We start from the raw sequence: 24,101 nt of genomic DNA, 5'->3' as shown, positions 1-24,101 counted from the left end.
GTGACAGCGCACAATCCGCGTCATTTGCAGAATTGGTTCTTTAGAGCTTTCCTACAAAAACAGCATGGCCTTTTGTCTTATAACAGACAAGAACTAATTGCCCTCAAACTTGGCGGGCTGCTTGGTCATGAAAGCCTCCATGCCCCTTGCAACGTCTTTCGTCTGCATCAAGGAGGCTAGTCTCTGAAACACCTGCATTTTTTCTTGCTCGGAATCGATTGCTCTTGCAGAGGCGAGTGTCGCCTGGACGGCCAGCGGGGCCTGATCTGCAACTCGGTTAGCAATTTCCAGAGCGATATCAAATTCTTCGCCGGGTTCGCACACTTGAGTTACTAAGTTCATGGACAACGCCTGCTGAGCATCAAAGCTGTCTCCAGTCAATAAATAGCGCATGGCATTTGCATGTCCGGCAACTTTCGGAAACCTTATGGTTCCGCCCCCAAAGGGCATGATGCCCCTACTAACTTCTAGTTGAGCAAACCTCGAGTCAGTTGCCGCGATTACAACATCGCTTGCCAGGGCCAATTCCACGCCCAACGTGAAGCAAGTCCCTCTGGTTGCCATAACCACTGGCTTTGAAACCTGTTTGGTCGTTATGCCCCAGGGGTCCAGTCCACCCTCCGGAACCATTTGAAGTTTGCCTGCCGCAAGCTTTGGTCCAACATCTTGCAGATCGAGACCAGCAGTGAAGTGGTCGCCGTGGGCAAAAACCAAACCGACCCTTAGATTGGGGTCGGTATCAAGCTGGCCGTAAGCAAGTGACAACTCGTGGAGCATCTGCTCGTCGGCAGCGTTTAGCTTCTCGGGGCGATTCAGGCCGATGAGTAAAACGTGCCCTTGGGTTTCTAAAGTAATTCTGGTCATCGTCGACATGGCTCAAAGATTAGACGCTGTTAGGCCGGTTGCGCCAATATCTGGTCCAAATACTGCAAAAGGGTTTAGTTTTTGCCCGCGCTAAGTCCATTCATTGACGCGCGTCAGACAAGATAGCTAGCGGCGTTTTCTGTTTGGCAAAGTGAGAATAATCGAACCGATAATTAGGCCCGCAAGTGGAAATATCCCAATCACCCAACTAATGCTGATGCCGAAAACAGCAGCGAACCCGGTGAGCGCATTGAAGACCATTGCTATAAAAGGCTTTAGCTTTTTGCGCCTCGATAAAACGGCCAACAGTATGTTGATCAGCGCCACCCCAACAAACACAGCAAGAATGGTTGCAACCAGTGCAGCTAGATCTTCCATAGTTAATTATCTCGAGTGATCGCCGCTAACGGTTGGAGGAGTTTTTTGCTTTTCGGCTGGACACCCAAAGCCAAACAATGAGAATCAGCAGTCCTAGTAAAGAGGAGCTCAACCCGAGGCTGGCTAGCCCGAGTGCCCAAAACTCCTCGACTATGAAGCCTTCATCGTCGACATAATTTGGAGAGAGGTTGTAGTACAGGATCAACAAAACAGACATCGACGTGGTCACCCCAAGCGCCCTGAATAAGATCTTCTGCCTTGTGTTCATGATCGGAAGCCTAGCTTTCACTCAGCAAGCGACCAACCAAGCAACTAATCCGGAACTCGCATAACATTAAAGGATGCTCAGCTATGAAAATTGGAAACAACTAACCCAGTCCAGACGATCAACCAGAGACTTCCTGGACTCGCCCATCGAACCAGGTGTCCTGACCGAGATTCTCTCAGATGGCCTCACTGCACCTAGCTGGTCGAACACCAGGCCTTTTGTCGTGGCGGTTGCCGAGGGTGAGCAGCGCGATCGAATAAGTAAGCGTCTAATCGCTAGGTTGCGGGAATCAACTGAGCTTCCAAACCTAGGGGCAACACCGGACTTCACACACGAGATTCCCTATCCAAAGGGGCTTGCGGAGCGAAGCCAAGCCGTTGGTAAAGGCATTTACGAAACACTCGGCATTGACCGAAAGGACACGGCTGCAAGATTTAGCTTCTTGGAGCGAAACTATGAGTTTTTTGGCGCACCAACAGCACTGTTCTTTTTCACCCACCGCGGCCTAGACCAGTTCGGAACCCTAGATCTTGGACTGTTTATGGAAAACGTGATGCTAGCAGCCAACGCAAAAGGGCTGGGAACCTGTGCCCAGGGCTACTTGGGTGGACACCCTGACATTATTCGTTCTGAGTTCGAAGTTAGCGATGACTACGCATTGGTTTGCGGGATGTCAATCGGGTATCCATCCGAACACCCCATCAATGGCTGGCACGCCGAGAGGTTGCCGATAACTGACTTGCTACTTAGCCCAAAAGACCGGTAACCGCATTTATACGCTCAGTGTGAACATCGACTAAACGACGGAATGTTAGTCATGGCTGTCTGTTGCACTGAACATACGTCCCGAGACTTTCGTTCCGTATTCCATGCAGATCGAAACATTGAGGAAATCATGACAGACAAGAACATAGTAGAAGTAGCAGTCGAAGCAGGAACTTTCACCACTCTTGCAGCAGCACTGGGCGCAGCTGACCTAGTAGCAACCCTGCAGAGCGAAGGACCGTTCACAGTCTTCGCACCAACCGACGATGCCTTTGCGGCCCTTCCAGAGGGTCTAGTAGCAGCACTATTGCTACCAGAAAACGTAGACGCCCTAAAGTCAATCCTGACCTATCACGTAGTATCCGGTCAGGTTCATGCCGCAGACGTCACCACCGGTGATGTTCCAACAGTCGAGGGTTCAACAATGGCCATCGACACAGCCGACGGCGTAGTTATCAACGGCACTGCCAAGGTAACTGCAACCGATATCGCCGCATCTAACGGTGTTATCCACGTAATCGACGCAGTACTAGTTCCAGCAGGCGTCGACGCAGCAGCATTGCTTGCGTAATTCGTAACCAAGTCAAAAAAGAAAAGCCGGGGAGAAATCCCTGGCTTTTCTTTTTAACCGGGCCTAAGAGACAAGAAGCCTCTCGCCAGCCAGATTCGCGTTTCTAGCCCCCTTACCACGGCCATTCCCCAGGAATTTGCTGAGACTACATTGCCAGTCTTCTCCTAGAAATAACTCAGTCAATTGCCACCCACCTCCCACGGAACTCAAATTTTGGATTGTTAACCTTTGAGAGCGTTTCGGGACTTTCGGAGCGCAATCACCGAACACCCGAAAAAAACGAGGAACGATGAGAAAAAACAGACTTACCGCCCTAGCTGGAATCGCAGTCGCGGCCCTAGTGCTAACCGGCTGCGCACCCGCAGATGAGGTTGCAGAGCCAGTAGAGACGATGGAAGAAGCTCAGGTCGATGGAACCATGACCGAAGAAGCGCTTGGAAACATTGTTGAGGTGGCAGTTGGTGCCGGAACCTTTACAACTCTGGCCGCCGCACTTGGTGCAGCTGACTTGGTAACCACACTTCAGGGTGAAGGTCCGTTCACTGTCTTTGCACCAACTGATGAGGCCTTTGCGGCTCTTCCGGCTGGCGTTCTAGACGCACTTCTTCTACCTGAGAATCTGGCTGTCCTTCAGTCAATCCTCACCTACCACGTTGTGGCCGGCGAGGTCTATGCAGCTGATGTCACGACCGGCGACGTGACAACCGTTGAAGGCTCGACCTTCGCGGTTGACACATCCAATGGCGTTGTAATCAACGGCACCGCTAACATAACCGCTACCGACATAATGACCTCCAATGGAGTGATCCATGTCATCGACGCAGTCATCCTCCCACCAGGAGTTGACGTCGCAGCGTTGCTTGGCTAAAAACCAGAGACAAACTGAACTTCAGCCAGGGAGAGATCCCTGGCTGAAGTGTTTAACGAGCAAATCTCTATCGAAAAAAGCTAGCCCTTGTCTTTTTTATGCTGAACAGACCACAGCCAGGCACCAACACCCGCCACGCTTAGGGTTATTCCAGCAAGAGCGACAAGATAGGTGTTGTCCGCATAGGAGTCGTAAGTAGAAACGACCCCAAAGAAGAGTGCGGCGTAAGCAAGCAGGATCCACTTATTACTCATGCTAAAAATCCTAGCTGCCTAATTCGATGAACCCCCAAATCCTCAGCCGCGTGAGTGAAAAACTTGAACCATCTGGGGCATTTGACAAAGAGAGGCACTGGTTCGGCTGGCCAGCCAACATGGCTCCAAACTACCGATGCCCGGATGGTAGCTTTGCCTCATGAACACAACCGAAGCACGAAAAGCAAAAAGGCCCCGGCGCCCCCTGAAGGTTGTGCTCGCAATAGTTAGCGTGCCATTGATTTTGGCAGGGCTGATAGTCGCCGCAACCCCGTTCTCTCAGATGGCCAGAGGTCTGGCGACAATGGCAATCTGGGGTGGTCCAAGCATTGACCACATTAATTACTTTCCGAATAACGAGATAAAGACCACTCCTGGCGCCACTTCATTGCCCGAGGCGCTTGATGGCTCCACCCTTGCCGCCTTCAACAGCGTCGATTTGAGTCCATTTGGCTTGCGTGATCTGCTAATTAACTCAGAAGAGGACCTGGGTGGCTTTTTTTCGGAGACTGGAACAACCGCCTTTCTGGTTCTGAAGGACGGAGTCGTTATTCATAAATGGTACGCACCGGGTGTTGACCCGAATGCGTTGCACACATCATTCTCAGTCTCGAAGTCTTTTTTATCAGCGTTGGTTGGTATAGCCATCGGTGAAGGGAAGATTGAATCCCTTGATGACCCAATCACCAAGTACATTCCGGAGCTCATGGATACTGACCCTAGGTTTGGCAGCATCACGCTCCGGCACCTAATCACCATGGAATCCGGATTGAAATATGTGGATGATATGTCTCCATACGGGGATGCGGCCAGCACCTACTTCTCCACAAACCTTAGGGCGACGGCACTGAATGCCGTCATAGCTGAGGATCCAGGGAAGTCTTTCCTGTACAACAATTACAATCCACTGCTTCTCGGCATGGCACTTGAGCGAGCGACCGGTCAAACCACCGCAGATTACATGAGTGAAAAGCTGTGGGGCCCTATGGGTGCCGAGGCGGACGCCTCCTGGAGCACGGACAGTTTTTACAACGGATTTGAGAAAATGGAGAGCGGCATGAACGCCCGACCCATTGACTTTGCGAAATTCGGTCTTTTGTTTGCCCAAAAGGGCATGATGGATGGAATTCAGGTGGTACCCCAAGACTGGGTGGAAGAGTCAACAACATTGAACGATCTGACCGCGGCAAAAATGAACTACGGGTCCTTCTGGTGGGTTCATCCTGACAATCAATTCGCCGCTCAAGGTAACCTCGGACAATATATTTTCGTCGCACCGGAGAACGGTCTCGTCTTTGTTCGTTTGGGCCGCGAAGAAACCCTATTTTGGCCTCATCTCTTGGTCGGTCTTTCCCAGCAGTTAGCGTCCAAGTAACCCATTAAATGGTTGGGGGAAAGAGTTAGTCAGGTTTAACTCAAGACCCAAATTCTCGGTTCGTCAGAAAGCGACGCCTGCATACTCAAGAAGTTGACTGTCATGCGCCTGGCTGGAAAGGTGAGGTAACTAGAAAAGGAGCGAGAATGAGCTGGTACTACTGGGTTGGATTTGCGATCGGTATCTACATGACCTGGGGTGGTGCAACTAAGTCCTCTGCAAAGCCCTATTTCTTTCTCCACGCAAGGGCGAGCCTGCTTTGGAAGCAACAAGCCCACACTTTTCTAATGATTTCTGGCATTGCGGTGTCACTAGTGATGCTTTTTCTGGCGTTTGCTCGGTAAAAAGAAAAACCCTCCCATTTCTGGGAGGGTCTTCTTCCTTGTGGAGACTAGGGGGGTCGAACCCCTGACCCCCTGCTTGCAAAGCAGGTGCTCTACCAACTGAGCTAAGTCCCCATAGCGAGCATTCCCTGGCGGAAAGTGCTCACCGTGGGCCTAGGAGGACTTGAACCTCCGACCTCTTCATTATCAGTGAAGCGCTCTAACCACCTGAGCTATAGGCCCGTCGAGCAAGATGATGCTACTAGAAAAAAACACCTGCCACAAACCCTAGATCTCTAGTTGTTGGTGAAAGTGAGCGAAAGCCCACCAACCAGCTTAGAAATTAGGTTGAAAATTACCGCCCATACTGCCCACAGGGCAGTAGTTAGCACGACATTTAGAAGTGCGAGGGTGGTAGCCGTGGTCATGACGTTAGAAAAAGAAAAATCATCCTCTAGGTTCACATTGCTGCCGTCGCCAAGAACAGATCCAAGCAAGCTCCCGATTGAGGAGAAAATCCCCGAATTAGCAAGCACCGACCAAATCAACCAAGCCCCAACCACCAGAGCGATTGAGCTCGCGATTGAGATAAGGAATCCGACCTTAACCGCGGACCAAACATCTACGCCTCTTAGCTTGAGGCGAATCTGTTTCTTGGGTTCCTTTGGGGTCTTATTCCGGTTGAACAGCGATGTCATCTGCCGCTCCTTCAGTTTCTGGATCATCATTAGTTTCTAGGTTCCGCTCAGCATTTCTGGCTATCGACAGAACTGAATCGCTCTGGTCAAACCTAGCAAATACTACGCCCATGGTGTCGCGGCCCTTGGCCGGAACCTCATTAGCCGAACTCCTGATTACCTTGCCAGAAGACAACACCGCTAGAACCTCGTCAGTTTCGTCGACCATTAGCGCGCCGACCAGGTCACCGCGCTTCTCATCGAGCTTGGCAACCTTGATGCCAATGCCGCCACGCTTCTGAACTCGGTACTGATCCGCCGAAGTTCGTTTGGCATAACCGCCCTCGGTTACAACAAAGACAAAGCCGGACTCCCCAATAACCGAAGCCGACAAAAGCTCGTCGCCCTTTCTAAAGGCCATGCCGATGACACCTGAGGTGTCGCGACCCATTGGACGCATCGAGTCGTTAGCCGCGGAGAATCTAATAGACATTCCCTTTCGGCTAACCAAAAGAACATCGTTCTCTTCGCTAACCAGCATTGCGTTGATAAGCTCATCGCCTTCGCGGAGCTTGATGGCAATGATGCCGCCAGTTCTAGCGGTGTCATAGAGCTCTAGAGCGGTCTTTTTAACAAGCCCGCTCTTGGTGGCCATGACCAAATAAGGCTCCTGCTGGTAGTCCTTCAGATCAAGAACCTTCACTACATATTCCTCTGGCTGCAAGGCCAAGAGGTTGGCAACATGCTGACCCTTTGAATCGCGGCCAGACTCTTGAACCTCGTAGACCTTGGAACGATAAACCCTGCCGGTATTAGTGAAGAACATCAGCCAGTGGTGAGTGGTCGAAACAATAAAGTTCTGAACCACATCGTCGGCTCGAAGGCTCGCTCCCTTAACGCCCCTGCCACCGCGGTGCTGCACGCGATAGTTGTCGCTTCTGGTTCGCTTTATGTAGCCGCCTTGGGTCAAGGTAACTACCATTTCTTCTTCGGGAATTAGGTCTTCTAGGCTGACGTCGCCGTCGTAACCAAGCATTATCTCTGAGCGACGATCGTCGCCGTACTTGCTAACAACTTCGGCCAACTCGGATGAGACGATGTCGCGCTGGGCTTTTTCGTCTCCGATGATCCTCTGGAACTCAGTTATCTGAGTTTCAAGCTCAGCGGCCTCGTCAATAATCTTCTGGCGCTCAAGTGCCGCAAGTTGACGCAACTGCATGTTCAAGATCGCACGCGCTTGAAGCTCGTCGATTTTCAACAGTTTGATTAGTCCGTCGCGAGCATCTTCAACGGTCGCGCTCTTGCGAATCAGGGCAATTACATCGTCGAGTGAGTCAAGAGCCTTCAGGTACCCGCGAAGGATGTGGGCTCGCTCTTCTGCCTTACGCAGCCTGAACTGAGTTCTTCTGACGATGATGTCGATCTGGTGGGTCACCCAATTGGTAATAAAGCCGTCGATCGACAGCGTCCTGGGGATTCCATCGACAAGTGCAAGCATGTTTGCACCGAAGTTGTCCTGCAGCTGGGTGTACTTGTACAGGTTGTTCAGTACAACCCTTGCAACCGCGTCGCGCTTTAGAACAATTACGAGTCGCTGACCAGTTCTACCCGATGTTTCGTCGCGAATGTCTGCAATGCCGGTGAGCTTGCCCTCTTTGGTGAGCTCTGCGATCTTAAGCGCCAAGTTGTCTGGGTTTACTTGATATGGAAGTTCGGTGACAACTAGGCAGGTTCGATTCTGAACCTCTTCTACGTTCACAACCGCACGCATTGTTATTGAGCCGCGGCCGGTTCGATAAGCATCTTCAATTCCGCGGCGACCAAGGATTTGAGCGCCGGTTGGGAAATCTGGACCTTTCACAATCTTGATTAGCTCTTCAATTAGCGCTTCACCCTCGATTTCGGGGTTGGCAAGCACAAACTGAGCTGCCTCTGATACTTCTCTGAGGTTGTGGGGAGGAATGTTCGTCGCCATTCCAACCGCAATACCGATTGATCCATTAACCAACAGGTTTGGGAACCTCGCAGGCAAAATGGTCGGCTCCTGGGTGCGGCCGTCGTAGTTGTCTTGGAAGTCAACGGTCTCTTCGTCGATGTCTCGAACCATCTCCATCGCCAACGGAGCCATTTTGCACTCCGTGTATCTTGGTGCAGCAGCCGGATCGTTTCCGGGGGAACCAAAGTTTCCCTGGCCCGATACAAGCGGATAACGAAGGTTCCAGTCCTGAACCAAGCGAACCAAGGTGTCGTAAATAGCTGTGTCACCGTGAGGGTGATACTGACCCATCACATCGCCTACTACACGCGAGCACTTTGAGAACTGTTTGTCTGGTCGGTAACCACCGTCGTACATCGCGTAAAGAACGCGACGGTGAACTGGTTTTAGGCCGTCTCTCACGTCCGGAAGTGCTCGCCCGACAATAACGCTCATTGCGTAGTCGAGGTAGCTTCGTTGCATTTCGACCTTTAGGTCGATTTGCTCTATTTTGTCCATCTGGCTTTCTGACATTTTTCTCTCCTACCTAGATGTCCAAGAATCGGACGTCTTTGGCGTTCCGCTGGATAAAGTTTCTTCGGCTTTCGACGTCTTCACCCATCAAGGTCGAAAAGACCTCGTCGGCTAGTGCTCCGTCGTCCAGAGTCACTTGAAGCAAGGTTCTGGTGGCCGGGTTCATTGTGGTTTCCCAAAGCTCGTCGTAGTCCATCTCTCCAAGACCCTTGTAGCGCTGGATGGCGTTTTCCTTTGGAATTCTCCTGCCGGCAGCTTGACCCTCCTGCAGCCTTCGATCTCTCTCTTCGTCCGAGTAAACATATTCGTGAGGAGCGTTAGACCACTTGAGCTTGAACAACGGTGGCTGAGCCATGTAAACGTAGCCGTGTTCTATCAAGGGGCGCATGTACCTAAACAACAGGGTCAGCAACAAGGTTCTAATGTGCTGACCGTCGACATCGGCGTCGGCCATCAAAATGCACTTGTGGTAGCGAATCTTGCTGACATCAAACTCTTCACCAATACCGGTACCAAAAGCCGTAATTAGAGCTTGAACTTCGGTGTTTGCCAAGGCTCGATCAAGTCTCGCCTTTTCAACATTCAAAATCTTGCCTCGAAGCGGCAGGATCGCCTGGGTCTCAGGATCTCTGCCTCGAACGGCTGAACCGCCGGCCGAGTCACCCTCAACAATATAAATCTCGGAGACAACTGGGTCCCTCGATGAGCAGTCTCTTAGCTTGCCTGGCATTCCGCCGGACTCCAGCAAGCCCTTGCGTCTAGTTGCCTCGCGAGCTTTTCTGGCTGCCATTCTTGCGCTGGCAGCCTGGATAGCCTTGCGAACAATCTCTTTAGCTTGCACAGGATTACGGGCTAGCCAGTCTCCAAGCTGATCGTTCACTACTTTTTGCACAAAGGCTTTGGCCTCAGTGTTGCCGAGTTTGGTTTTGGTCTGTCCCTCAAACTGTGGCTCGGTTAGCTTCAGGGAAACAACCGCCGTCAAACCCTCACGAACGTCATCACCGGTGAGGTTGTCATCTTTTTCTTTTAGAAGCGACTTGTCGCGGGCGTATTTATTGAGCAATGAGGTCAGAGCGGTGCGGAAACCCTCTTCGTGAGTTCCACCCTCGTGGGTATTAATCGTGTTCGCGTAAGTGTGGACGCCTTCGTTATAACCGGTGGTCCACTGCATCGCGATCTCGACGGAGATTGTTTTCTCTTTGGTTTCGGTCTCGATTGAAATGATCTCGTCGTGAATCGTCTCGACTTTTTTGGCTGAGTTCAGATACTCAACGTAGTCAGCAAGACCGCGCTCGTAGTAATAGTTGTCTTTTCTTCCATCGCGCTCGTCCAGAAGGTTGATCTTCAAGCCCTTGTTCAAGAAACACATTTGCTGAAAGCGCTGGCGAAGGGTCTCGTAGTCGTAGTCAACGGTTTCAAATATGTCCGCGCTCGGTGAGAACTCAATCGTTGTTCCGGTCCGGTCGGTCTTCTCACCCTTGGCTAGCGGGGCGTCTGGAACGCCAATTGAATAACCCTGGCGCCAAATATGTCCGTCGCGGTGGACCTCAACCGAGAGTGTCGATGACAAGGCGTTTACAACCGAGGCACCGACACCGTGAAGTCCACCGGAGACGGCATATCCGCCGCCGCCAAATTTTCCGCCGGCGTGCAGAACTGTAAGGACTACCTCTACGGCGGGTCTTTTTTCCACCGGGTGCATATCAACCGGGATGCCTCGACCGTTGTCGGAGACCTTTATATTTCCGGCCTTGGTGATAACAACATCAATGTTGTCGCAGTGGCCGGCAAGAGCCTCGTCGACTGAGTTGTCGACGATCTCATAAACCAAGTGATGAAGGCCGCGGGGGCCCGTGGAGCCGATATACATTCCCGGTCGCTTGCGAACGGCCTCTAGCCCCTCAAGAACCTGAATGTCTCCGGCGTCGTAGTTTCTCGTTGGTTCTGGCATATTCAATTACTTCCCGTTTGGGTTAGCTCCACATAAACGCGGTCTAGGACCGACTTAGATTCAGGTTTGCTAACCCTTCAAGTCTAGTCCAGAGGGCAGAAAAAGGAGTGCATATGGTTATTAGCCATAGGTGTCGCGTGGACCCCGTCCAGGAACCGATCTAGGACCCTTTTTCCAACTCGGGGCATTAGGACCGATAAACATAATTTCATCAACGACAAGTTTTGGATGAACCTCGGCTAGCTTCTGTAAAACCTGGGTTTCCAAAAGACGCATTTGAGTGGCCCACGCAGTTGACTTGCAACGAACAATTAGTTGAGTTCCCTTGAGCTCCTCAGGGAAGGAGGCATTCGCACTTTCCGGACCAACTACCTGATCCCAATCTGCAAATAACGACGCCTTCTCCAGATCCGCGGTCCAGTTGAACTCCCCAAACAAATGCTCCAGGCTTTGACTTGCCGTTACTAGGTCGCGACCTGGGTCAAAGGGCTGCGTGCCACGGGTCTGGTTTTTTTCTCGGCGCTTCTGATCCTTTGACTTCATTCCGTGCGAGTTAGCAAGAAAGCTCTTAAAGAACCCATCGGCCACTTCGAAGAAAATACTAGGCACTGACAACACCTCCCGATACGTGCATTTTGCCAGACCAATCAAGATTTGGCGCCATGGTCTCGTCTGCGGCAGTGATTAGCACTTGTTCATAATCGGTCACAAATTCGACCAGGCGCTCTCGCCTGCCTTTGTCTAGGACCGCAAAGACATCATCCAACAGCAAAATCGGATCACCATTGTTGCTGGTTTTTCGTGAAACATCCCCGAGGGCAAGTTTTAGGCCCAGCGCCAGAGACCACGCTTCCCCTTGAGAAGCGTGAGTTCTCGCGAGTAGTCCCGCTTTATCAATCAACAGCTCGTCCCTATGGGGTCCCGCAAGGGTTATTCCGCGCTCAAGTTCTTTGTTCCGAAGTGATTCCAGACGTTCGTAAAACAGTTGTGAGTAAGTCTTTGGATCAGACTCAATATCGGTCCACTTTTCATTTTCATCGCTGCCCACCGCTGAAACAAGTCGAAGGCTGATTTCATCTTTCGAGTCACTAAGGGCGGTGTAGAAGGTTTGTAACAGCGGGGATAGCGCCGTAACTAGCTCAAGGCGTTCAGCGGCCAGCTCGGTACCCAGTGCAACTAGTTGATCGTTCCAGATTTCCAGTGTGGACAGTTCAGGGTTCTTTATGCCTCTCGCGGATTTCAAGAGGGCGTTTCTTTGCTTCAGAACGCGCTCATAATCTGCTTTTACGCCGGATAAGCGCGGCTTTAGTTGGACAAGAGAGCTGTCTAGGAATTTTCTTCTGTCGCCTGGGTCTCGTCTTATTAGGTCCAAGTCCTCGGGTGAAAAGGAGACGGTTCTAATAAGCCCTAAAATCTCAGAGGTTTTCTTTCTGGCTGAGCCGTTCAGGAAATACCTGTTGTTGGATTCCTTATTAAGTTCAACACCAATGAGTAACTCTCGAGAGTTGTGATTCACTTTCCCCGACAGCTGCGCCGTTGGTTGGTCTTTTTGAATCAGAGTCTGATATCCACTAACTCGATGCGACTCTAGGGTCGATAGGTAACTGACTGCCTCAACAAGGTTTGTTTTACCCTCGCCGTTTTGGCCGTAGAGAAGAACCTGGCCGACTGAAAAGTCAACATTTAGCTGTGAATAGTTTCGGAAATTAGCTAGTTGTAAAGACTTGAGCCACAAGCGCCGAGTCCTTTGCCTAGGAGACTAGAAGATTTGGTTGCAACAGGTACTTAAAGTCTTTGTCGCCGTCTTTTGGATCGACTGGACTAATTAGTACTGGGCCGGGTTTGTTTGGATTGTTTGGATTCACCGTGAATCCTATTTTCACATTCTCAACATCAAGCCCCGTAAGGGCATCCGTCAAAAATTGGGGTCTTAGTGAAACGACAGTTTCGTCACCCTTCATGGAGCAGGACACCTGTTCCGACGCGTCGGCAACATCAGAACCTATTGACTCCAAAGACAACTCACTCTCAGTGAATTTGTAGCGCAGGGGTTTTTCACGGTCTACGACCAAAGCGACTCGGCGTGTGGCGTCTAGCAGGTCCTGTTTACTCAAGATTGCAAAACTAGTTGTTTCCTCTGGAAATAATTGCAACACGGCGGGATACTTCCCCTTGATGGTCGCGGTAGAAACAGACTTGTTTGCACTCGAGAAGCCGATCATGTCCTTTTCGCCCTCCCCAAACCCAAGCTCGAGCTCACTGTCGTGACTGAAGGTTTTGGAGATTTCACTTAGAACCCTGGCCGGGATCAACACTTCGCGGTCAACTGATTTTCCTGTCCACGGAATCACCTTGACAGCGACCCTAAATCGATCAGTAGAAACCATTGTGAGCTCCTTAGAGCTAGCGGTGATCATTACTGCAGTTAGAACTGGCGTAACTTCTTCTCGGGAGGCGGCAACCACGACTTTAGCGACGCCGTTTGTAAACTCACTCGCGGAAACTTTTCCGGTTACTTCCGGAAAGTCAGGAGTGTCGGGGTAGTCAGTAGTTGACATGGATGAAAGAGAAAACTTACTCGTTCCTGAATTAACTTGAAGTCTCGTGTCGTCTAATTGAATTGCCACGGATGCAGCGGGCAGTTTGCTAAGAATTTCGGACAGAAGCCTCGCCTGAACTAATACCTTGCCGGGACTATCTATAGCAGCAGCAATTTTTACCCTAGCTGCGACCTCATAGTCAAAGATTGATAGTTGAACTTCGCTGCCCAATGCTTCGATCATTACGCCAGAGAGTTGTGGAAGCTGGGGCCTAGGAGATAAAAGACGAACTAGAAAAGAAACAGCATCACTTAGTACTTCGCGATCGGCTTGAAATTTCATGATGACTTCCTGGGTAATTGGGTTTTATCTTTGCACAAGAGTTCCCAAGAGACACAACCTGGTGACGAGCGTGGAATTAATAATTACTTAATATCTTTAATAATCATTAATAACCTGCTGTGTAAAAGTGGATAACTACCTCTCGGGCTCTTGTTGTTTGGGAACTACACCGTTGTAAGTTGTACACAGATCTGTGTATAAACCTGTGTATAAGTCATTTGGTTGTTGAGTATTTTTGTTTTGTAAACAATTTATGAGTTTTTTTCCCGAAGATACCCGAGTTCTAAACCGTAATTCTGGAGTTATCCACAGGTTTTTTTTAGAACTATTTATGGTTATCTTTGATTTTTTGGATTATTTCAGAGACCTGATTGTAGATATATCGTTTCTCACGCATTTGAGAGCTAATTTTCTTAGTCGCGTACATGACCGTTGTGTGGTCCCTGTTTCCAAAGTGAGTGCCGATCTTCGGAAGAGACAGATCCGTTAATTCTCTGCATATGTGCATCGCGATTTGCCTAGCCAGCGCAATGGCGGCTTGGCGTCCTGAGCCGGTGAGTTGCTCTTGGGTTATTTTGAAGTAGCTCGAAGTAGCTGCGATTATCTCGAGAGGGCTTATTCGCGTGTCCTCGGAGACCGAGTAGGTGTCCTTAAGCACTGTCTGTACCAGGTCCATGTCTAGAGGCTGTCGGTTTAGGTTTGCAAAAGCGGTGACCCTAATTAGTGTGCCTTCTAGTTCACGTATGTTTGAAGAAATTCGTGTTGCCATGTATTCAATTACTTCGTCCGGAACCGGGATTCTCTCGAGTGCAGCTTTCTTGCGAAGGATGGCAACTCGTGTCTCAAACTCGGGAGCCTGAATGTCTGTGATGAGACCCCATTCGAACCGAGACAGCATTCTTTCCTCAAAGCCCTCCAGTTGTTTGGGTCGAAGATCTGAAGTGATGACCACTTGCTTATTGTGATCGTGCAGGTTGTTAAAAGTATGGAAGAAGGCCTCTTGAGTCTGGTCTTTTCCCTGGAGGAATTGAATGTCATCCACAAGCAAAATGTCAACATCTCGATACTGCGCCTGAAACTCGGAGGTCTTGTTGTTCTGGATCGCGTTTATAAAGTCGTTCGTGAATTCCTCGCTGGAAACGTATCGAACCTTGGTGCGTGGTTTCAAGTGCATCGCGTAGTGACCGATGGCGTGCAATAGGTGTGTCTTGCCCAACCCGCTTGAACCGTAAATAAACAGAGGGTTGTATGCCTCAGCAGGTGCCTCGGCGACCGCGAAGGATGCCGCGTGCGCGAACCTGTTTGAGCCACCAGTGACAAAATTGTCAAAGCTATATTTTGGGTTCAGCCCGGAAGATCCAGTTATTGGAACTGGACCAGTCGCAGGATCGCGATCAATTACCAGCGGCTCGGGCTCTACCGCGAGTTCAATCCGGGTTGGGGTTTTAAGTTCTTCGTTTGTAATTATTAGAAAGGAGGTTGGGCCGCCATATTCAGCAACTTCCCCTAGGGCGTCGAGGAGTAACTCTTTAAGACGCTGCTGAAGCATCGAACGAGTGGTTTCGTTTGGTACTTCTAAATAAAGTGTGTCATCGAGCACGCCCTTCGGGACGGCAAGGTCGAGATGTCCTTTGAGGTGCGGGGTCACCCTGGGGTCCGAGGCAATCTTAGACACGAGGTCGCTCCACATTACTGTGAGGGCGACGTCGGCCATCTGGAGCTCCTTTAGGTTCTTAAAATACTTATGCACAGACTTTTGCACAGATATTTGGATCTGTGCATAAACCCTCAATGCTTGTGGAAAACTTTGTGTTAAAGTCGCAGAATTCCACGATTGGAACATTCAAGTGGATACTACGGTTGGATATCAAATTAACTCGGCGTGTCGCAACTGATTTTTTTGAATTTGTATGAGAGGCACTCGATTTGGTGCATTTAGTCCTCAACAGCCTTGACTATCGGCTATATTCGTCGTAGATTATGGAAGTTGTTTTGGGATGTGATTCCCAACAGACCCAGGGAGTTTTAAGTGAGCAAGCGCACATTCCAACCGAACAATCGTCGCCGTGCAAAAAAGCATGGCTTCCGTCTACGTATGCGCACTCGTGCGGGACGTGCCATCATGGCCGCTCGCCGTCGCAAGGGTCGCACAGAACTAAGCGCCTAGAGGGCAGTTGCTAGCGCGCGAGAATCGATTATCTTCTAGCGATCAAATCCGCCAGGTGATAAAACTCGGCAAGCGCAGCAGCAATGAATTTGCAACGATCCATTTTTTGCCGGCCGAAACGAGTCGTTTCGCGATAGTAACCTCCCGTGCTGTTGGCAACGCGGTTGTAAGAAACAAGATACGTCGCAGGACTAAGGCGGTTCTCAGCGAACTAATTGAGGGCAAACCCCAGATTCACGGTGTGGTTCGCTTTCGACCTGGAGCAGCAATGCTCACCTTCGATGACCTCAAGGCGTCAATTCTGAAATTGATGGAGCGGACCGAAAAATGAGATTTCTTCGTTTTTTGATTCTTATACCCAGAAACATTTTGATTGCTTTGGTCCTGGTTTACAGGAAAGTCATCTCCCCACTTTATGGAGACGTCTGTCGTTACTACCCTTCATGCTCTACCTATGGTCTTCACTCCCTTCAGCGCCTTGGTCTGCTGCGCGCTATCCCTCTTACCGGTTGGCGAGTTTTGCGCTGTAATCCATGGTCGGCCGGCGGGGTGGATGAGGTCGGAAGCCCGCCCAACTGGATCGCCATAAGCCAGCTAGGATTTACTTCACCCGCTAGTTCAGAAATAAAGAGGTAATTGTGGATCTGCTATGGCCAATTAAGTGGCTCATCGAACTAATCCTCGTGAGCTTTCACGGGGTTTTCAGTTCCGTTGGTTTTTCGTTCGACTCGGGCGGATCATGGGTGCTTGCAATTGTCGGTCTAGTTTTGGTAGTCCGTGCAGCTCTGATACCTGTGTTTGTTCGTCAAATCAAGAGCCAGCGAAACATGATGATGGTGCAGCCTCAGCTCGCGAAGCTTCAGAAGAAGTACAAGGGCAAGACTGATAAAGACTCACGAGAGCGATTTGCCAAGGAGCAGATGGCGCTCTACAAGGAGACCGGCTCCAACCCCCTTAGCTCTTGCCTCCCGCTGCTATTGCAGATGCCTATTTTTATCAGCCTTTTCTACGTTCTAAACGGAGCACAGCGAAACGAGGCCGGGGTTGGCGTTTTGAACGCAGACTTGGCTCAATCGTTTTCGCAGGCCCAGTTATTTGGCGCAACTTTGTCCGACACCTTCTTTGGGTCTGACGACATAAACGTCAAAGTAATTGCCGCCATCATGATCGTGCTGATGTCTTCCTCGCAGTTCATCACCCAGAAGCAGATCATGGCGAAGAACCAAAACCCGGAGACTCAAAACAGCCAGTTCATGCGGACCCAGAAGATCATGCTTTACACGCTTCCAGCGGTCTTCTTGTTTTCAGGACTAACTTTCCCCCTCGGCGTTATGACCTACTGGTTGGTTTCCAACTTTTGGACCATGGGCCAGCAATTCATTGTTATTCGCAACATGCCTACTCCTGGTTCACCGGCCTACAAAGCGCGACAGGAGCGCCTGGAGCGCAGGGGCAAGCTGCCCAAACTAGAGACCACCCCAGCTATCGAGGAGGAGACGCCCGAGCCAGAAGTTCGTCAGCGTAACCAGCCAGTTAGCAAAAACCGATCCAAGAAAAAGAAGAAGAAGTAAATGAGCGAAGAAAAAGAACTAGAACAGCAAGGCGAAATCGCAGCGGACTTCATCGAAGAGTTTTTGGATGTAGCCGACCTAGACGGTGACCTCGAGATCGAGTTTAAGAAGGAACGCGTTTACATCAGCGTTCAGAGTGATGCGAAGTCCAACCTGGGCAAGATCTCTGATCCCGACACTGTCGAAGCTGTCCAGGAGCTTGCACGTCTGGCGGTTCAGGCCAAGACCGGCGAGATGAGCAGATTGATCCTCGACATTGGTGGGTCGCGTCAGGCAAAGACCGACAAGCTCAAGCAGCTTGTGGAGCGAACCATAGAAAAGCTAGAGGAGTCTGACAGCGAGCAGCACCTAAAGCCAATGACCTCCTACGATCGCAAGCAAGTACACGACATGGTGTCAGAGGCAGGATTCGTCTCGGAGTCCGAGGGCCAAGGTCGTGACCGCCACATAGTTGTTCGCAAGCCCTAAATGTTTCACGTGAAACTTGTGGTGACTTGAACGAGTCAAGCCAGGTTGAACTCGAACCTGCCTTCGCCAAGGAACTATTTGGGTCAAACATTTCTCAGGCACGCGCATACACCGCGTTATTGGCTAAAGACTCAGAGACTTTTGGGCTACTCGGTCCACGTGAGCTACCTCAATTATGGAGCCGTCACGTAATAAGCGGTGGACTGCTAGCGGATCTAGTTGAACCGGGTCAAAAGATCGTTGATGTTGGAAGCGGCGCTGGTTTGCCGGGCATCCCTATGGCGATCGCCGCTCCTGATTCTCACTTCACCTTGGTGGAACCGATGGAGCGCAGGGCTAACTGGTTATCGGCTGCGGTTGTTGAACTCGGATTAGAAAACGTCTCGGTGTTGCGTGCACGAGCCGAGGATGTCCATCGCACTGATTTTGATGTCGCTACGGCAAGGGCTGTTGCAGCCCTAGACAAGTTGATTCGCCTTCTCAGCCCGCTTATTAGGGGCTCTTCGGGAAAAACAGTCTTAGCACTCAAGGGCTCAAAGGCCCCGGAGGAGATTATTGCTGCAACCGAGCGCCTTGAGCTGCTTGGGTTCGACACTCCTGAGATACTTACACTGGGTTTGAATAAAGCACCGGAAACTGCGACTGTTGTCCGTATTAGGTTAAAGGCTTGAGGAAAATGACTGAACAACCAGCGGAAACGACGTCGATCACCAAGCTGAGCGTCGCACCCGGGTTAGGATTCCCAAATCACCGCGACGAACAGTCTCCGGAGCCAACAGGTTGGCAGCAATCCCCCAGCAGTGAAATAGAACATGTTTCACGTGAAACATCCAACAGGGGGCAAGCATGAATAATCAGCAAGATTTTAGGGCCCCAATCCTGAGGGAGATCACCCTCAATACTGAGCGTGCTAAGCGAATTGAAGCTGCCAGGCTGACCGCGCCGGCCAAGACCCGAATCATCACAGTTTCGAACCAAAAAGGCGGCGTGGGTAAAACCACTACCGCGGTTAACATCGCCGCAGCCCTTGCCACCAAGGGCCTTAGGGTTTTGGTGATTGATCTTGATCCACAGGGCAACGCATCTACTGCACTTGGAGTTGAACACCACAACGGGGTTCCCGGAAGCTACGAAGTTCTGGTCGATGGGTCAGCAGTTGGGCCATTAGTACAACAGAGCCCAGAGCACAAAAACCTATTTTGCTTACCGGCCAGCATTAATCTTGCGGGAGCTGAGATCGACATGGTTAGCGCAAGTGAACGCGAGAAGGTTTTAGCCTCGGCGCTGGCAACTTATGTCGATCAGACAGCCCCACGAATAGATTTCATCTTTATCGACTCGCCGCCGAGTCTTGGTCTGCTGACGGTAAACGCTCTGGTTGCTGCGACCGAGGTTTTAGTGCCGATTCAGTGCGAGTACTACGCCCTTGAGGGTGTAACTCAACTGATCGCCAACATTGAGAGAGTCAAGAAAGCCTTGAACCCAAGTCTTGACATAAGTTCAATCTTGCTGACCATGTTCGATAACAGGACCAATCTCAGTACCGACGTAGCGAACGAGGTTCGTAAGTACTTCCCTGAGAAGACACTTGCAGCAACTATTCCGCGCTCTGTGCGGCTTTCTGAGGCCCCGAGCTACGGTCAGACTGCAATTACCTTTGATCCCAAGAATTCAGGCTCCCTGGCCTACCAGGAAGCTGCTATCGAGCTGGCTCAGCGAGGAGATCACGTATGACTACGAGTAAACGCCCCGAACGCCGCGGTGGCCTTGGAAGAGGCATCGGTTCCTTGATTCCTGAGGGTGACCGAAATGCGGTGGATGTTTTCTTCGGTTCCGACAGTAAACAGCCAATAGGTGTTGAGGTTGCGCCAGGTGCCAGATTGGCCCAGTTGAACCTGGACCAAATAACACCAAACCCCCAGCAGCCAAGAACGGTTTTTGAAGCTGAGGCATTTGCGGAGCTAGTTCATTCAATCCGTGAATTCGGTGTCTTGCAGCCTATTGTGGTGCGCCCACTGGGCGCCGGCTATGAACTAATTATGGGCGAGCGAAGGCTACGAGCATCTAAGGAAGCCGGGCTTGTGTCTATCCCAGCTGTTGTTCGCGAAACGGCTGACGAGAACATGCTTCGTGACGCGCTGCTTGAGAACATTCATCGCGCAAACCTAAACCCCCTAGAAGAAGCCTCTGCATACAAGCAGATGCTCGAAGACTTTGGGACCACGCAGGATCAGCTAGCTGACAAGCTTGGCCGCTCCCGACCGCAAATCACGAATACTTTGCGATTACTGAAGCTGCCCATGGATGTGCAGGATAAGGTAGCGGCCGGTGTTCTTAGTGCCGGTCACGCCAGGGCGTTGCTCTCAACTAACGATGAGACCACGATGCGCGCGCTAGCCAGCCGGGTAATTCGCGAAGGCATTTCGGTTCGAGGACTGGAAGAAATAGTTTCTGGCGCCAAAGTCAAGCCTGGCAAGGCGACAATCAGGCCGGGCGGCAAGCAGGACATGCTCAAGGAGCTGGCCGAAGAAGTGGGCGACCACCTAAACACCGTGGTGAAGATAAGCATTGGGCGCAAGAAGGGCCAAATGGTAATTGAATTTGGGAACCTGGTGGATTTGAGACGCATAATCCAGGACATCAAGGGCAATAACTAGCTTTTTTGGGCCAGCTTCACAAGCGCTAGGTATGTCTCGGGCAAGGTTGCTTCGGTTGCCAGTACTGCCTGTGGGAAAAGCGAAGTCTCTGTCATTCCGGGCGTGACGTTCGCCTCTAGAAACCAGATTTCCCCTGACTCGTCAACAATCAGGTCTACTCGGCTCAGCTGAGTGAGCCCCAAGCTGTTGTGAGCTGCGACCGCAATGCGGGCAGCTTCCGCCAAAACCTCACCATCCAGCCGAGCTGGAACGTAATAATTGGTCTGGCCAGGCGTGTAGCGCTCGCTGTAGCCAAATTCACCGGAGTCAGGAACTATCTCTACTGCCGGAAGGGCTATGGGCCCATCTCCTAGGTCTATGACGCTGACTGCTAGCTCGGTGCCGGCAATAAAACGCTCAATCATCACTTGATCGCAGTATGCAAAGGCATCGACCATGGCCTTCGCAAAGCTTTTTGGATCGGAAACCCTCGCGCAGCCCTGTGCAGAGCCACTTTTGACTGGTTTTACCACTACCGGGAATCCAAGTTCAGTCCCAACCATCGCGAGCACCGACTCGGCATTCAGTTCCCGAAAGCTTGATTTAGGAAGTGCGATGGATTCAGGGGTTCTGATTCCTTGTCTAGCGACCAGTACTTTTGCCACTGGCTTATCCCAGGCAAGACGAGCACCTGCGGAATCAGACCCGACAAATGCGATTCCCGCCAGTTGCAATAGATTCTGCAAAGAGCCGTCTTCGCCGACGGCGCCGTGGAGGGTGGACCAAACCACATCTGGCCTAGTTGCCATTAGATGACCCACCAGTTCGCCGTCTGGTTCGCGTATTTCTGTCGAAACCCCGGCATCGGTCAGTGCGTCGGCAACTCTTCGGCCCGATTTCAGAGAAACGTCACGCTCGTGAGAGATTCCGCCGGCTAAAACCAGCACTCGAAGGTCGCTCACTAGTCCTTCTTCCCAAAGGTCTCGAGAAGGTCAATTTGTTGGTTTAGGACCCTGGAAAGTCTTTCAATACCCACTCGAACATTGTCGGCTGTCGGGTGAGAGAAACAAATTCTGATGTTGTCCGCCCCGCGGCCATCTCCAAAGAAGGCAGTTCCAGGGGTATATGCCACCAGCTCAGTCACGGCCAATGGCAGCATCTCCTTACTGTTTAGGCCTTCAGGCAGCGTTAGCCATAGGAAGAAGCCGCCATCTGGCCTGGTTGTGTGAACCTTCGGCAAAAACTGTTCGACGGCCTGAAGGGCAGCGTCACGCTTGGTTTGATAAAGGTCTCTAAAAGTCGCGATCTGTTTTTGCCAGTCGGCAATACTCAGGTATTCACTAACGAGCATCTGGGCGAAGCTTGCCGGGGACAATATCGCCGACTCGTTGGCAAGTACCAGCTTTTCTCGTATCGCTGGCGGGGCAAGCACGTAGCCAACTCGAAGGCCCGGGGACAATATCTTAGAAAAACTGCCTAGGTAAACCACGTTCTGCTCGTCGAGTGACCTCATGGCGTTCGGAGGCTTTTCGCCAAAGTAGAGCTGTCCGTAGGGGTTGTCCTCAATGATCAGGATTCCGCGCTGCTTGCAAATTTCTAGAACTTCAAGTCTGCGATCGGCAGTGAGGGTCACACCACTGGGGTTTGCAAAGTTCGGCACCAAATAAAGCAGCTTTATGCGCTTGCCTTCGGCAATCAGTCGATCGGCTGTCTCAGCAAGCGCCTGAGGTGAAATACCGTGCTCATCGGTGTAAACGTGAGCTATCTGGGCCTCTTTGTGACGGAAAATCCCGACGGCACCGACGTAGCTTGGAGCTTCAACCAAAACGACATCGCCCTGGTCCAAAAATAAGTCCGAAACTAGTTCTAAGCCGTGCTGAGACCCGGTGGTGATTGTGATGTCCTCAACCGAGCTATGAATACCCTCAAGGGCCATGATCTCTTGGATCTGCTCACGAAGCCGCAAGTCTCCTTGTCCGCCACCGTATTGGAGGGCTAAGTCTCTGCGGTTAGACATTAGCGATGCAAAAGCTTTTTCAATCAGTTCGGTGTCAAGAGCGGCCACATCCGGCATTCCGCCGGCGAGTGAGACCACTTCCGGCCTAGATACCACTGCGAATAACGCTCTAACCTCGGAAACAGACAGGTTTGCGGCTCTCGAGGCGTACGCGTGCTTCCAAGCATCAAAGTTGGTTACTCCGTCAGCACGCGTCTTAGTCATTTGAACTCCAAGGGTAGGTTCTAAAAAAGTCTAGTTCCCCGAGTGGCTCGTGACTAGCTAACTGGCTGGAAGGAGGTCACGGATTTCATCCATGATTGCAGCCTTCGGCCTTGCTCCAACCAACTGCTTCACCAGCTTGCCGCCCTGGAAAATGCCAAGGAGCGGAATCGAGGTGACGCTGTAGTCCATGGCAAGCTGCTGCTCGTGGTCAACGTTTACCTTCACGATCTTGATGCTGTCGGCATTCTCGCTTGCTATTTCGTCTAGAACTGGGGCAACCATGCGGCATGGGCCACACCACTCAGCCCAGAAATCAACGATTACTAGCTTGTCCGCGTGTAGAACTTCTTGGTCAAAAGATGCCTTTGTTGCTTCAACTGGTTGCATTTTTCTCTCCTTATTTCGAACTTAGGTAGTGCTCGGCGTCGAGGGCTGCAACGCAGCCTGATCCAGCCGCAGTGATTGCTTGACGGTAGATCGGGTCAATCACGTCGCCAGCCGCAAATACTCCAGGCAGGCTTGTCTTTGATGTTCGACCATCTACTTTTATAAAACGCTCGTCAGAAATCTCCACCTGATTCTCAACCAAACCAACCCTCGGATCGCTTCCAATGGCGACGAACAATCCGTCAATCGCAAGGTCTCGCTTCTCACCTGTGACAGTGTCTTCCAGTACGACACCATCTAGCTTTGGCGAGCCTTTCAGCTCTGTTACAGCCGAGTTCCAGATGAATTCAATTTTCTCGTTGTCAAAAGATCGCTTTTGCATGATTTCTGAGGCTTTCAGGCTGTCTCTGCGGTGGATGACATAGACCTTGGAAGCAAACTTGGTTAGAAAATTAGCCTCTTCCATGGCAGAGTCGCCGCCGCCGACAACGGCAATCACTTTTTCACGGAAGAAGAAACCGTCGCAGGTTGCACACCAGGAGACTCCGTGCCCACTCAGCTCTTGCTCGCGAGGAACACCAAGCTCTCGGTAGGCAGCTCCGGTCGATAAAATAACTGTTTTGGCTTCATAGGTCTCACCGTTTCCGGTTTTTACTATCTTGATGTCGCCGGTGAGATCCACCTCTGTGACATCTTCAAACAAAATCTCGGTGCCGAAGCGCTCTGCCTGCTCCTGGAAGCTAGCCATTAGATCCGGACCCATAAGGCCGTTCGGGAAACCCGGGTAGTTTTCTACCTCAGTGGTTTTCATCAGCTCGCCGCCTGGCTCAACGCTCGAGGCGATCATTAGCGGCTTCAGGGCAGCCCTGGCAGCGTAGATGGCTGCTGTGTAACCGGCAGGACCGGAACCGATGATTATTACTTCTCTCATGATGCTCTTTTCTGGTTATTGCGTAAAACATAGAT

28 protein-coding genes and 2 tRNA genes are annotated in these 24,101 nt (G+C 51.2%); 13 read left to right on the top strand and 17 right to left on the bottom strand.

The features are described 5' to 3' along the window. Nucleotides 1-93 precede the first annotated feature (93 nt). The 3 genes from IMCC13023_RS01400 to IMCC13023_RS01390 form a co-directional block, all read right to left on the bottom strand. Nucleotides 94-864, bottom strand: a complete 771-nt coding sequence (locus tag IMCC13023_RS01400) for a crotonase/enoyl-CoA hydratase family protein (RefSeq protein ID WP_007540479.1) — start codon at nucleotides 862-864, stop codon at nucleotides 94-96. A 126-nt stretch (nucleotides 865-990) separates the two neighbouring features. Then, nucleotides 991-1,242, bottom strand: coding sequence for a hypothetical protein (locus IMCC13023_RS01395; protein ID WP_007540478.1), 252 nt, complete (start codon nucleotides 1,240-1,242; stop codon nucleotides 991-993). A gap of 25 nt (nucleotides 1,243-1,267) precedes the next feature. Further along, on the bottom strand, nucleotides 1,268-1,510 hold the full coding sequence (locus tag IMCC13023_RS01390; protein ID WP_040324779.1) for a hypothetical protein: 243 nt from the start codon (nucleotides 1,508-1,510) through the stop codon (nucleotides 1,268-1,270). Nucleotides 1,511-1,583: 73 nt separating this feature from the next. On the opposite strand from IMCC13023_RS01390, the gene IMCC13023_RS01385 reads away from it, so the two are divergent. The 3 genes from IMCC13023_RS01385 (at nucleotide 1,584) to IMCC13023_RS01375 (ending at nucleotide 3,714) form a co-directional block, all read left to right on the top strand. Beyond that, a complete protein-coding gene (locus IMCC13023_RS01385) occupies nucleotides 1,584-2,276 on the top strand; it encodes a nitroreductase (RefSeq protein ID WP_040324777.1) in 693 nt (230 codons plus the stop codon). A gap of 129 nt (nucleotides 2,277-2,405) precedes the next feature. Continuing rightward, complete coding sequence (locus IMCC13023_RS01380) at nucleotides 2,406-2,846, top strand: fasciclin domain-containing protein (RefSeq protein WP_007540472.1); 441 nt, start codon at nucleotides 2,406-2,408, stop codon at nucleotides 2,844-2,846. Between the two features lie 289 nt (nucleotides 2,847-3,135). Beyond that, entirely contained in the window at nucleotides 3,136-3,714 is a 579-nt protein-coding gene (locus tag IMCC13023_RS01375) for a fasciclin domain-containing protein (protein WP_007540470.1), read from the top strand. A gap of 80 nt (nucleotides 3,715-3,794) precedes the next feature. Here IMCC13023_RS01375 and IMCC13023_RS07290 read toward each other — a convergent pair whose 3' ends face one another. Further along, nucleotides 3,795-3,968 carry a hypothetical protein gene (locus IMCC13023_RS07290; protein WP_007540468.1) on the bottom strand — a complete coding sequence of 58 codons (174 nt, stop codon included), beginning with the start codon at nucleotides 3,966-3,968 and terminating at the stop codon, nucleotides 3,795-3,797. 160 nt (nucleotides 3,969-4,128) lie between these two features. On the opposite strand from IMCC13023_RS07290, the gene IMCC13023_RS01370 reads away from it, so the two are divergent. Both IMCC13023_RS01370 and IMCC13023_RS01365 read left to right on the top strand, forming a co-directional pair. Then, entirely contained in the window at nucleotides 4,129-5,343 is a 1,215-nt protein-coding gene (locus IMCC13023_RS01370) for a serine hydrolase domain-containing protein (protein ID WP_007540464.1), read from the top strand. A gap of 146 nt (nucleotides 5,344-5,489) precedes the next feature. Continuing rightward, nucleotides 5,490-5,687, top strand: a complete 198-nt coding sequence (locus IMCC13023_RS01365) for a hypothetical protein (protein WP_007540461.1) — start codon at nucleotides 5,490-5,492, stop codon at nucleotides 5,685-5,687. Nucleotides 5,688-5,728: 41 nt separating this feature from the next. On the opposite strand, the gene IMCC13023_RS01360 is transcribed toward IMCC13023_RS01365, so the two are convergent. From IMCC13023_RS01360 to dnaA, 9 genes are all read right to left on the bottom strand, one after another. After that, a tRNA-Ala gene (locus IMCC13023_RS01360) sits at nucleotides 5,729-5,801 on the bottom strand. A 34-nt stretch (nucleotides 5,802-5,835) separates the two neighbouring features. Continuing rightward, nucleotides 5,836-5,909: transfer RNA gene (locus IMCC13023_RS01355), tRNA-Ile, on the bottom strand. Nucleotides 5,910-5,962: 53 nt separating this feature from the next. Beyond that, a complete protein-coding gene (locus tag IMCC13023_RS01350) occupies nucleotides 5,963-6,364 on the bottom strand; it encodes a DUF3566 domain-containing protein (RefSeq protein ID WP_007540459.1) in 402 nt (133 codons plus the stop codon). Then, entirely contained in the window at nucleotides 6,339-8,852 is a 2,514-nt protein-coding gene (gyrA, locus tag IMCC13023_RS01345) for a DNA gyrase subunit A (RefSeq protein WP_007540457.1), read from the bottom strand. Before gyrA ends, IMCC13023_RS01350 begins: the two co-directional genes overlap by 26 nt. A 13-nt stretch (nucleotides 8,853-8,865) precedes the next feature. Next, nucleotides 8,866-10,803, bottom strand: coding sequence for a DNA topoisomerase (ATP-hydrolyzing) subunit B (gyrB, locus tag IMCC13023_RS01340; RefSeq protein WP_007540455.1), 1,938 nt, complete (start codon nucleotides 10,801-10,803; stop codon nucleotides 8,866-8,868). A 120-nt stretch (nucleotides 10,804-10,923) separates the two neighbouring features. Then, on the bottom strand, nucleotides 10,924-11,412 hold the full coding sequence (locus IMCC13023_RS01335) for a DciA family protein (RefSeq protein ID WP_050816699.1): 489 nt from the start codon (nucleotides 11,410-11,412) through the stop codon (nucleotides 10,924-10,926). Next, a complete protein-coding gene (gene recF / locus IMCC13023_RS01330) occupies nucleotides 11,405-12,538 on the bottom strand; it encodes a DNA replication/repair protein RecF (protein ID WP_007540451.1) in 1,134 nt (377 codons plus the stop codon). Before recF ends, IMCC13023_RS01335 begins: the two co-directional genes overlap by 8 nt. A 16-nt stretch (nucleotides 12,539-12,554) precedes the next feature. After that, a complete protein-coding gene (dnaN, locus tag IMCC13023_RS01325; protein ID WP_007540450.1) occupies nucleotides 12,555-13,685 on the bottom strand; it encodes a DNA polymerase III subunit beta in 1,131 nt (376 codons plus the stop codon). A gap of 325 nt (nucleotides 13,686-14,010) precedes the next feature. Next, nucleotides 14,011-15,399, bottom strand: coding sequence for a chromosomal replication initiator protein DnaA (gene dnaA / locus IMCC13023_RS01320; protein ID WP_040324775.1), 1,389 nt, complete (start codon nucleotides 15,397-15,399; stop codon nucleotides 14,011-14,013). Nucleotides 15,400-15,714: 315 nt separating this feature from the next. Here dnaA and rpmH point away from each other — a divergent pair, with 315 nt between their 5' ends. The 8 genes from rpmH (at nucleotide 15,715) to IMCC13023_RS01285 (ending at nucleotide 20,548) form a co-directional block, all read left to right on the top strand. Further along, nucleotides 15,715-15,852, top strand: coding sequence for a 50S ribosomal protein L34 (gene rpmH / locus IMCC13023_RS07155; protein WP_081478819.1), 138 nt, complete (start codon nucleotides 15,715-15,717; stop codon nucleotides 15,850-15,852). Nucleotides 15,853-15,859: 7 nt separating this feature from the next. Continuing rightward, nucleotides 15,860-16,183, top strand: coding sequence for a ribonuclease P protein component (gene rnpA / locus IMCC13023_RS01315; RefSeq protein ID WP_050816698.1), 324 nt, complete (start codon nucleotides 15,860-15,862; stop codon nucleotides 16,181-16,183). Further along, a complete protein-coding gene (gene yidD, locus IMCC13023_RS01310) occupies nucleotides 16,180-16,488 on the top strand; it encodes a membrane protein insertion efficiency factor YidD (protein ID WP_050816697.1) in 309 nt (102 codons plus the stop codon). The genes rnpA and yidD overlap by 4 nt, the downstream gene beginning before the upstream one ends. 2 nt (nucleotides 16,489-16,490) lie before the next feature. Beyond that, nucleotides 16,491-17,423, top strand: coding sequence for a membrane protein insertase YidC (gene yidC, locus IMCC13023_RS01305; protein WP_249859678.1), 933 nt, complete (start codon nucleotides 16,491-16,493; stop codon nucleotides 17,421-17,423). Then, entirely contained in the window at nucleotides 17,424-17,891 is a 468-nt protein-coding gene (locus tag IMCC13023_RS01300; protein WP_007540441.1) for a Jag family protein, read from the top strand. A gap of 26 nt (nucleotides 17,892-17,917) precedes the next feature. After that, the gene (gene rsmG / locus IMCC13023_RS01295) at nucleotides 17,918-18,562 is read left to right on the top strand and encodes a 16S rRNA (guanine(527)-N(7))-methyltransferase RsmG (RefSeq protein ID WP_007540439.1); all 645 of its coding nucleotides are present in this window, start codon (nucleotides 17,918-17,920) and stop codon (nucleotides 18,560-18,562) included. A gap of 175 nt (nucleotides 18,563-18,737) precedes the next feature. Next, nucleotides 18,738-19,625, top strand: coding sequence for a ParA family protein (locus tag IMCC13023_RS01290; RefSeq protein WP_007540437.1), 888 nt, complete (start codon nucleotides 18,738-18,740; stop codon nucleotides 19,623-19,625). Then, nucleotides 19,622-20,548, top strand: coding sequence for a ParB/RepB/Spo0J family partition protein (locus IMCC13023_RS01285; protein WP_040324772.1), 927 nt, complete (start codon nucleotides 19,622-19,624; stop codon nucleotides 20,546-20,548). The genes IMCC13023_RS01290 and IMCC13023_RS01285 overlap by 4 nt, the downstream gene beginning before the upstream one ends. Here the strand turns inward: IMCC13023_RS01285 and IMCC13023_RS01280 are convergent. The 4 genes from IMCC13023_RS01280 to trxB are packed head-to-tail and all read right to left on the bottom strand — an operon-like array spanning nucleotide 20,545 to nucleotide 24,066. After that, nucleotides 20,545-21,489: a D-alanine--D-alanine ligase family protein gene (locus tag IMCC13023_RS01280; protein ID WP_007540434.1), complete on the bottom strand. Its 945-nt coding sequence runs from the start codon at nucleotides 21,487-21,489 to the stop codon at nucleotides 20,545-20,547. The two genes, IMCC13023_RS01285 and IMCC13023_RS01280, sit on opposite strands and share 4 nt — an antisense overlap. Beyond that, nucleotides 21,489-22,748: an aminotransferase-like domain-containing protein gene (locus IMCC13023_RS01275; RefSeq protein ID WP_007540431.1), complete on the bottom strand. Its 1,260-nt coding sequence runs from the start codon at nucleotides 22,746-22,748 to the stop codon at nucleotides 21,489-21,491. The genes IMCC13023_RS01280 and IMCC13023_RS01275 overlap by 1 nt, the downstream gene beginning before the upstream one ends. A gap of 57 nt (nucleotides 22,749-22,805) precedes the next feature. Further along, nucleotides 22,806-23,135, bottom strand: a complete 330-nt coding sequence (gene trxA / locus IMCC13023_RS01270; RefSeq protein ID WP_007540429.1) for a thioredoxin — start codon at nucleotides 23,133-23,135, stop codon at nucleotides 22,806-22,808. A 10-nt stretch (nucleotides 23,136-23,145) separates the two neighbouring features. Further along, the gene (gene trxB, locus IMCC13023_RS01265; RefSeq protein ID WP_007540427.1) at nucleotides 23,146-24,066 is read right to left on the bottom strand and encodes a thioredoxin-disulfide reductase; all 921 of its coding nucleotides are present in this window, start codon (nucleotides 24,064-24,066) and stop codon (nucleotides 23,146-23,148) included. Nucleotides 24,067-24,101: the final 35 nt, after the last annotated feature.

Origin of the sequence: Candidatus Aquiluna sp. IMCC13023, assembly GCF_000257665.1 — a bacterium.
Classification (GTDB): Bacteria; Actinomycetota; Actinomycetes; order Actinomycetales; family Microbacteriaceae; genus Aquiluna.
Note: the sequence above shows the minus strand (reverse complement) of the source record. Positions and strands in the feature narration are given on the sequence as shown.

Coding starts and splice junctions, on each gene's coding strand:
- IMCC13023_RS01300 (WP_007540441.1), top strand. CDS start 17,424: ATGAGCGAAGAAAAAGAACTAGAACAGCAAGGCGAAATCGCAGCGGAC.
- IMCC13023_RS01385 (WP_040324777.1), top strand. CDS start 1,584: ATGCTCAGCTATGAAAATTGGAAACAACTAACCCAGTCCAGACGATCA.
- IMCC13023_RS07290 (WP_007540468.1), bottom strand. CDS start 3,968: ATGAGTAATAAGTGGATCCTGCTTGCTTACGCCGCACTCTTCTTTGGG.
- trxB (WP_007540427.1), bottom strand. CDS start 24,066: ATGAGAGAAGTAATAATCATCGGTTCCGGTCCTGCCGGTTACACAGCA.
- IMCC13023_RS01400 (WP_007540479.1), bottom strand. CDS start 864: ATGACCAGAATTACTTTAGAAACCCAAGGGCACGTTTTACTCATCGGC.
- dnaN (WP_007540450.1), bottom strand. CDS start 13,685: ATGAAATTTCAAGCCGATCGCGAAGTACTAAGTGATGCTGTTTCTTTT.
- IMCC13023_RS01370 (WP_007540464.1), top strand. CDS start 4,129: ATGAACACAACCGAAGCACGAAAAGCAAAAAGGCCCCGGCGCCCCCTG.
- IMCC13023_RS01275 (WP_007540431.1), bottom strand. CDS start 22,748: ATGACTAAGACGCGTGCTGACGGAGTAACCAACTTTGATGCTTGGAAG.
- IMCC13023_RS01390 (WP_040324779.1), bottom strand. CDS start 1,510: ATGAACACAAGGCAGAAGATCTTATTCAGGGCGCTTGGGGTGACCACG.
- IMCC13023_RS01350 (WP_007540459.1), bottom strand. CDS start 6,364: ATGACATCGCTGTTCAACCGGAATAAGACCCCAAAGGAACCCAAGAAA.
- IMCC13023_RS01285 (WP_040324772.1), top strand. CDS start 19,622: ATGACTACGAGTAAACGCCCCGAACGCCGCGGTGGCCTTGGAAGAGGC.
- IMCC13023_RS01375 (WP_007540470.1), top strand. CDS start 3,136: ATGAGAAAAAACAGACTTACCGCCCTAGCTGGAATCGCAGTCGCGGCC.
- IMCC13023_RS01365 (WP_007540461.1), top strand. CDS start 5,490: ATGAGCTGGTACTACTGGGTTGGATTTGCGATCGGTATCTACATGACC.
- IMCC13023_RS01380 (WP_007540472.1), top strand. CDS start 2,406: ATGACAGACAAGAACATAGTAGAAGTAGCAGTCGAAGCAGGAACTTTC.
- dnaA (WP_040324775.1), bottom strand. CDS start 15,399: ATGGCCGACGTCGCCCTCACAGTAATGTGGAGCGACCTCGTGTCTAAG.
- yidD (WP_050816697.1), top strand. CDS start 16,180: ATGAGATTTCTTCGTTTTTTGATTCTTATACCCAGAAACATTTTGATT.
- gyrA (WP_007540457.1), bottom strand. CDS start 8,852: ATGTCAGAAAGCCAGATGGACAAAATAGAGCAAATCGACCTAAAGGTC.
- IMCC13023_RS01290 (WP_007540437.1), top strand. CDS start 18,738: ATGAATAATCAGCAAGATTTTAGGGCCCCAATCCTGAGGGAGATCACC.
- IMCC13023_RS01395 (WP_007540478.1), bottom strand. CDS start 1,242: ATGGAAGATCTAGCTGCACTGGTTGCAACCATTCTTGCTGTGTTTGTT.
- trxA (WP_007540429.1), bottom strand. CDS start 23,135: ATGCAACCAGTTGAAGCAACAAAGGCATCTTTTGACCAAGAAGTTCTA.
- gyrB (WP_007540455.1), bottom strand. CDS start 10,803: ATGCCAGAACCAACGAGAAACTACGACGCCGGAGACATTCAGGTTCTT.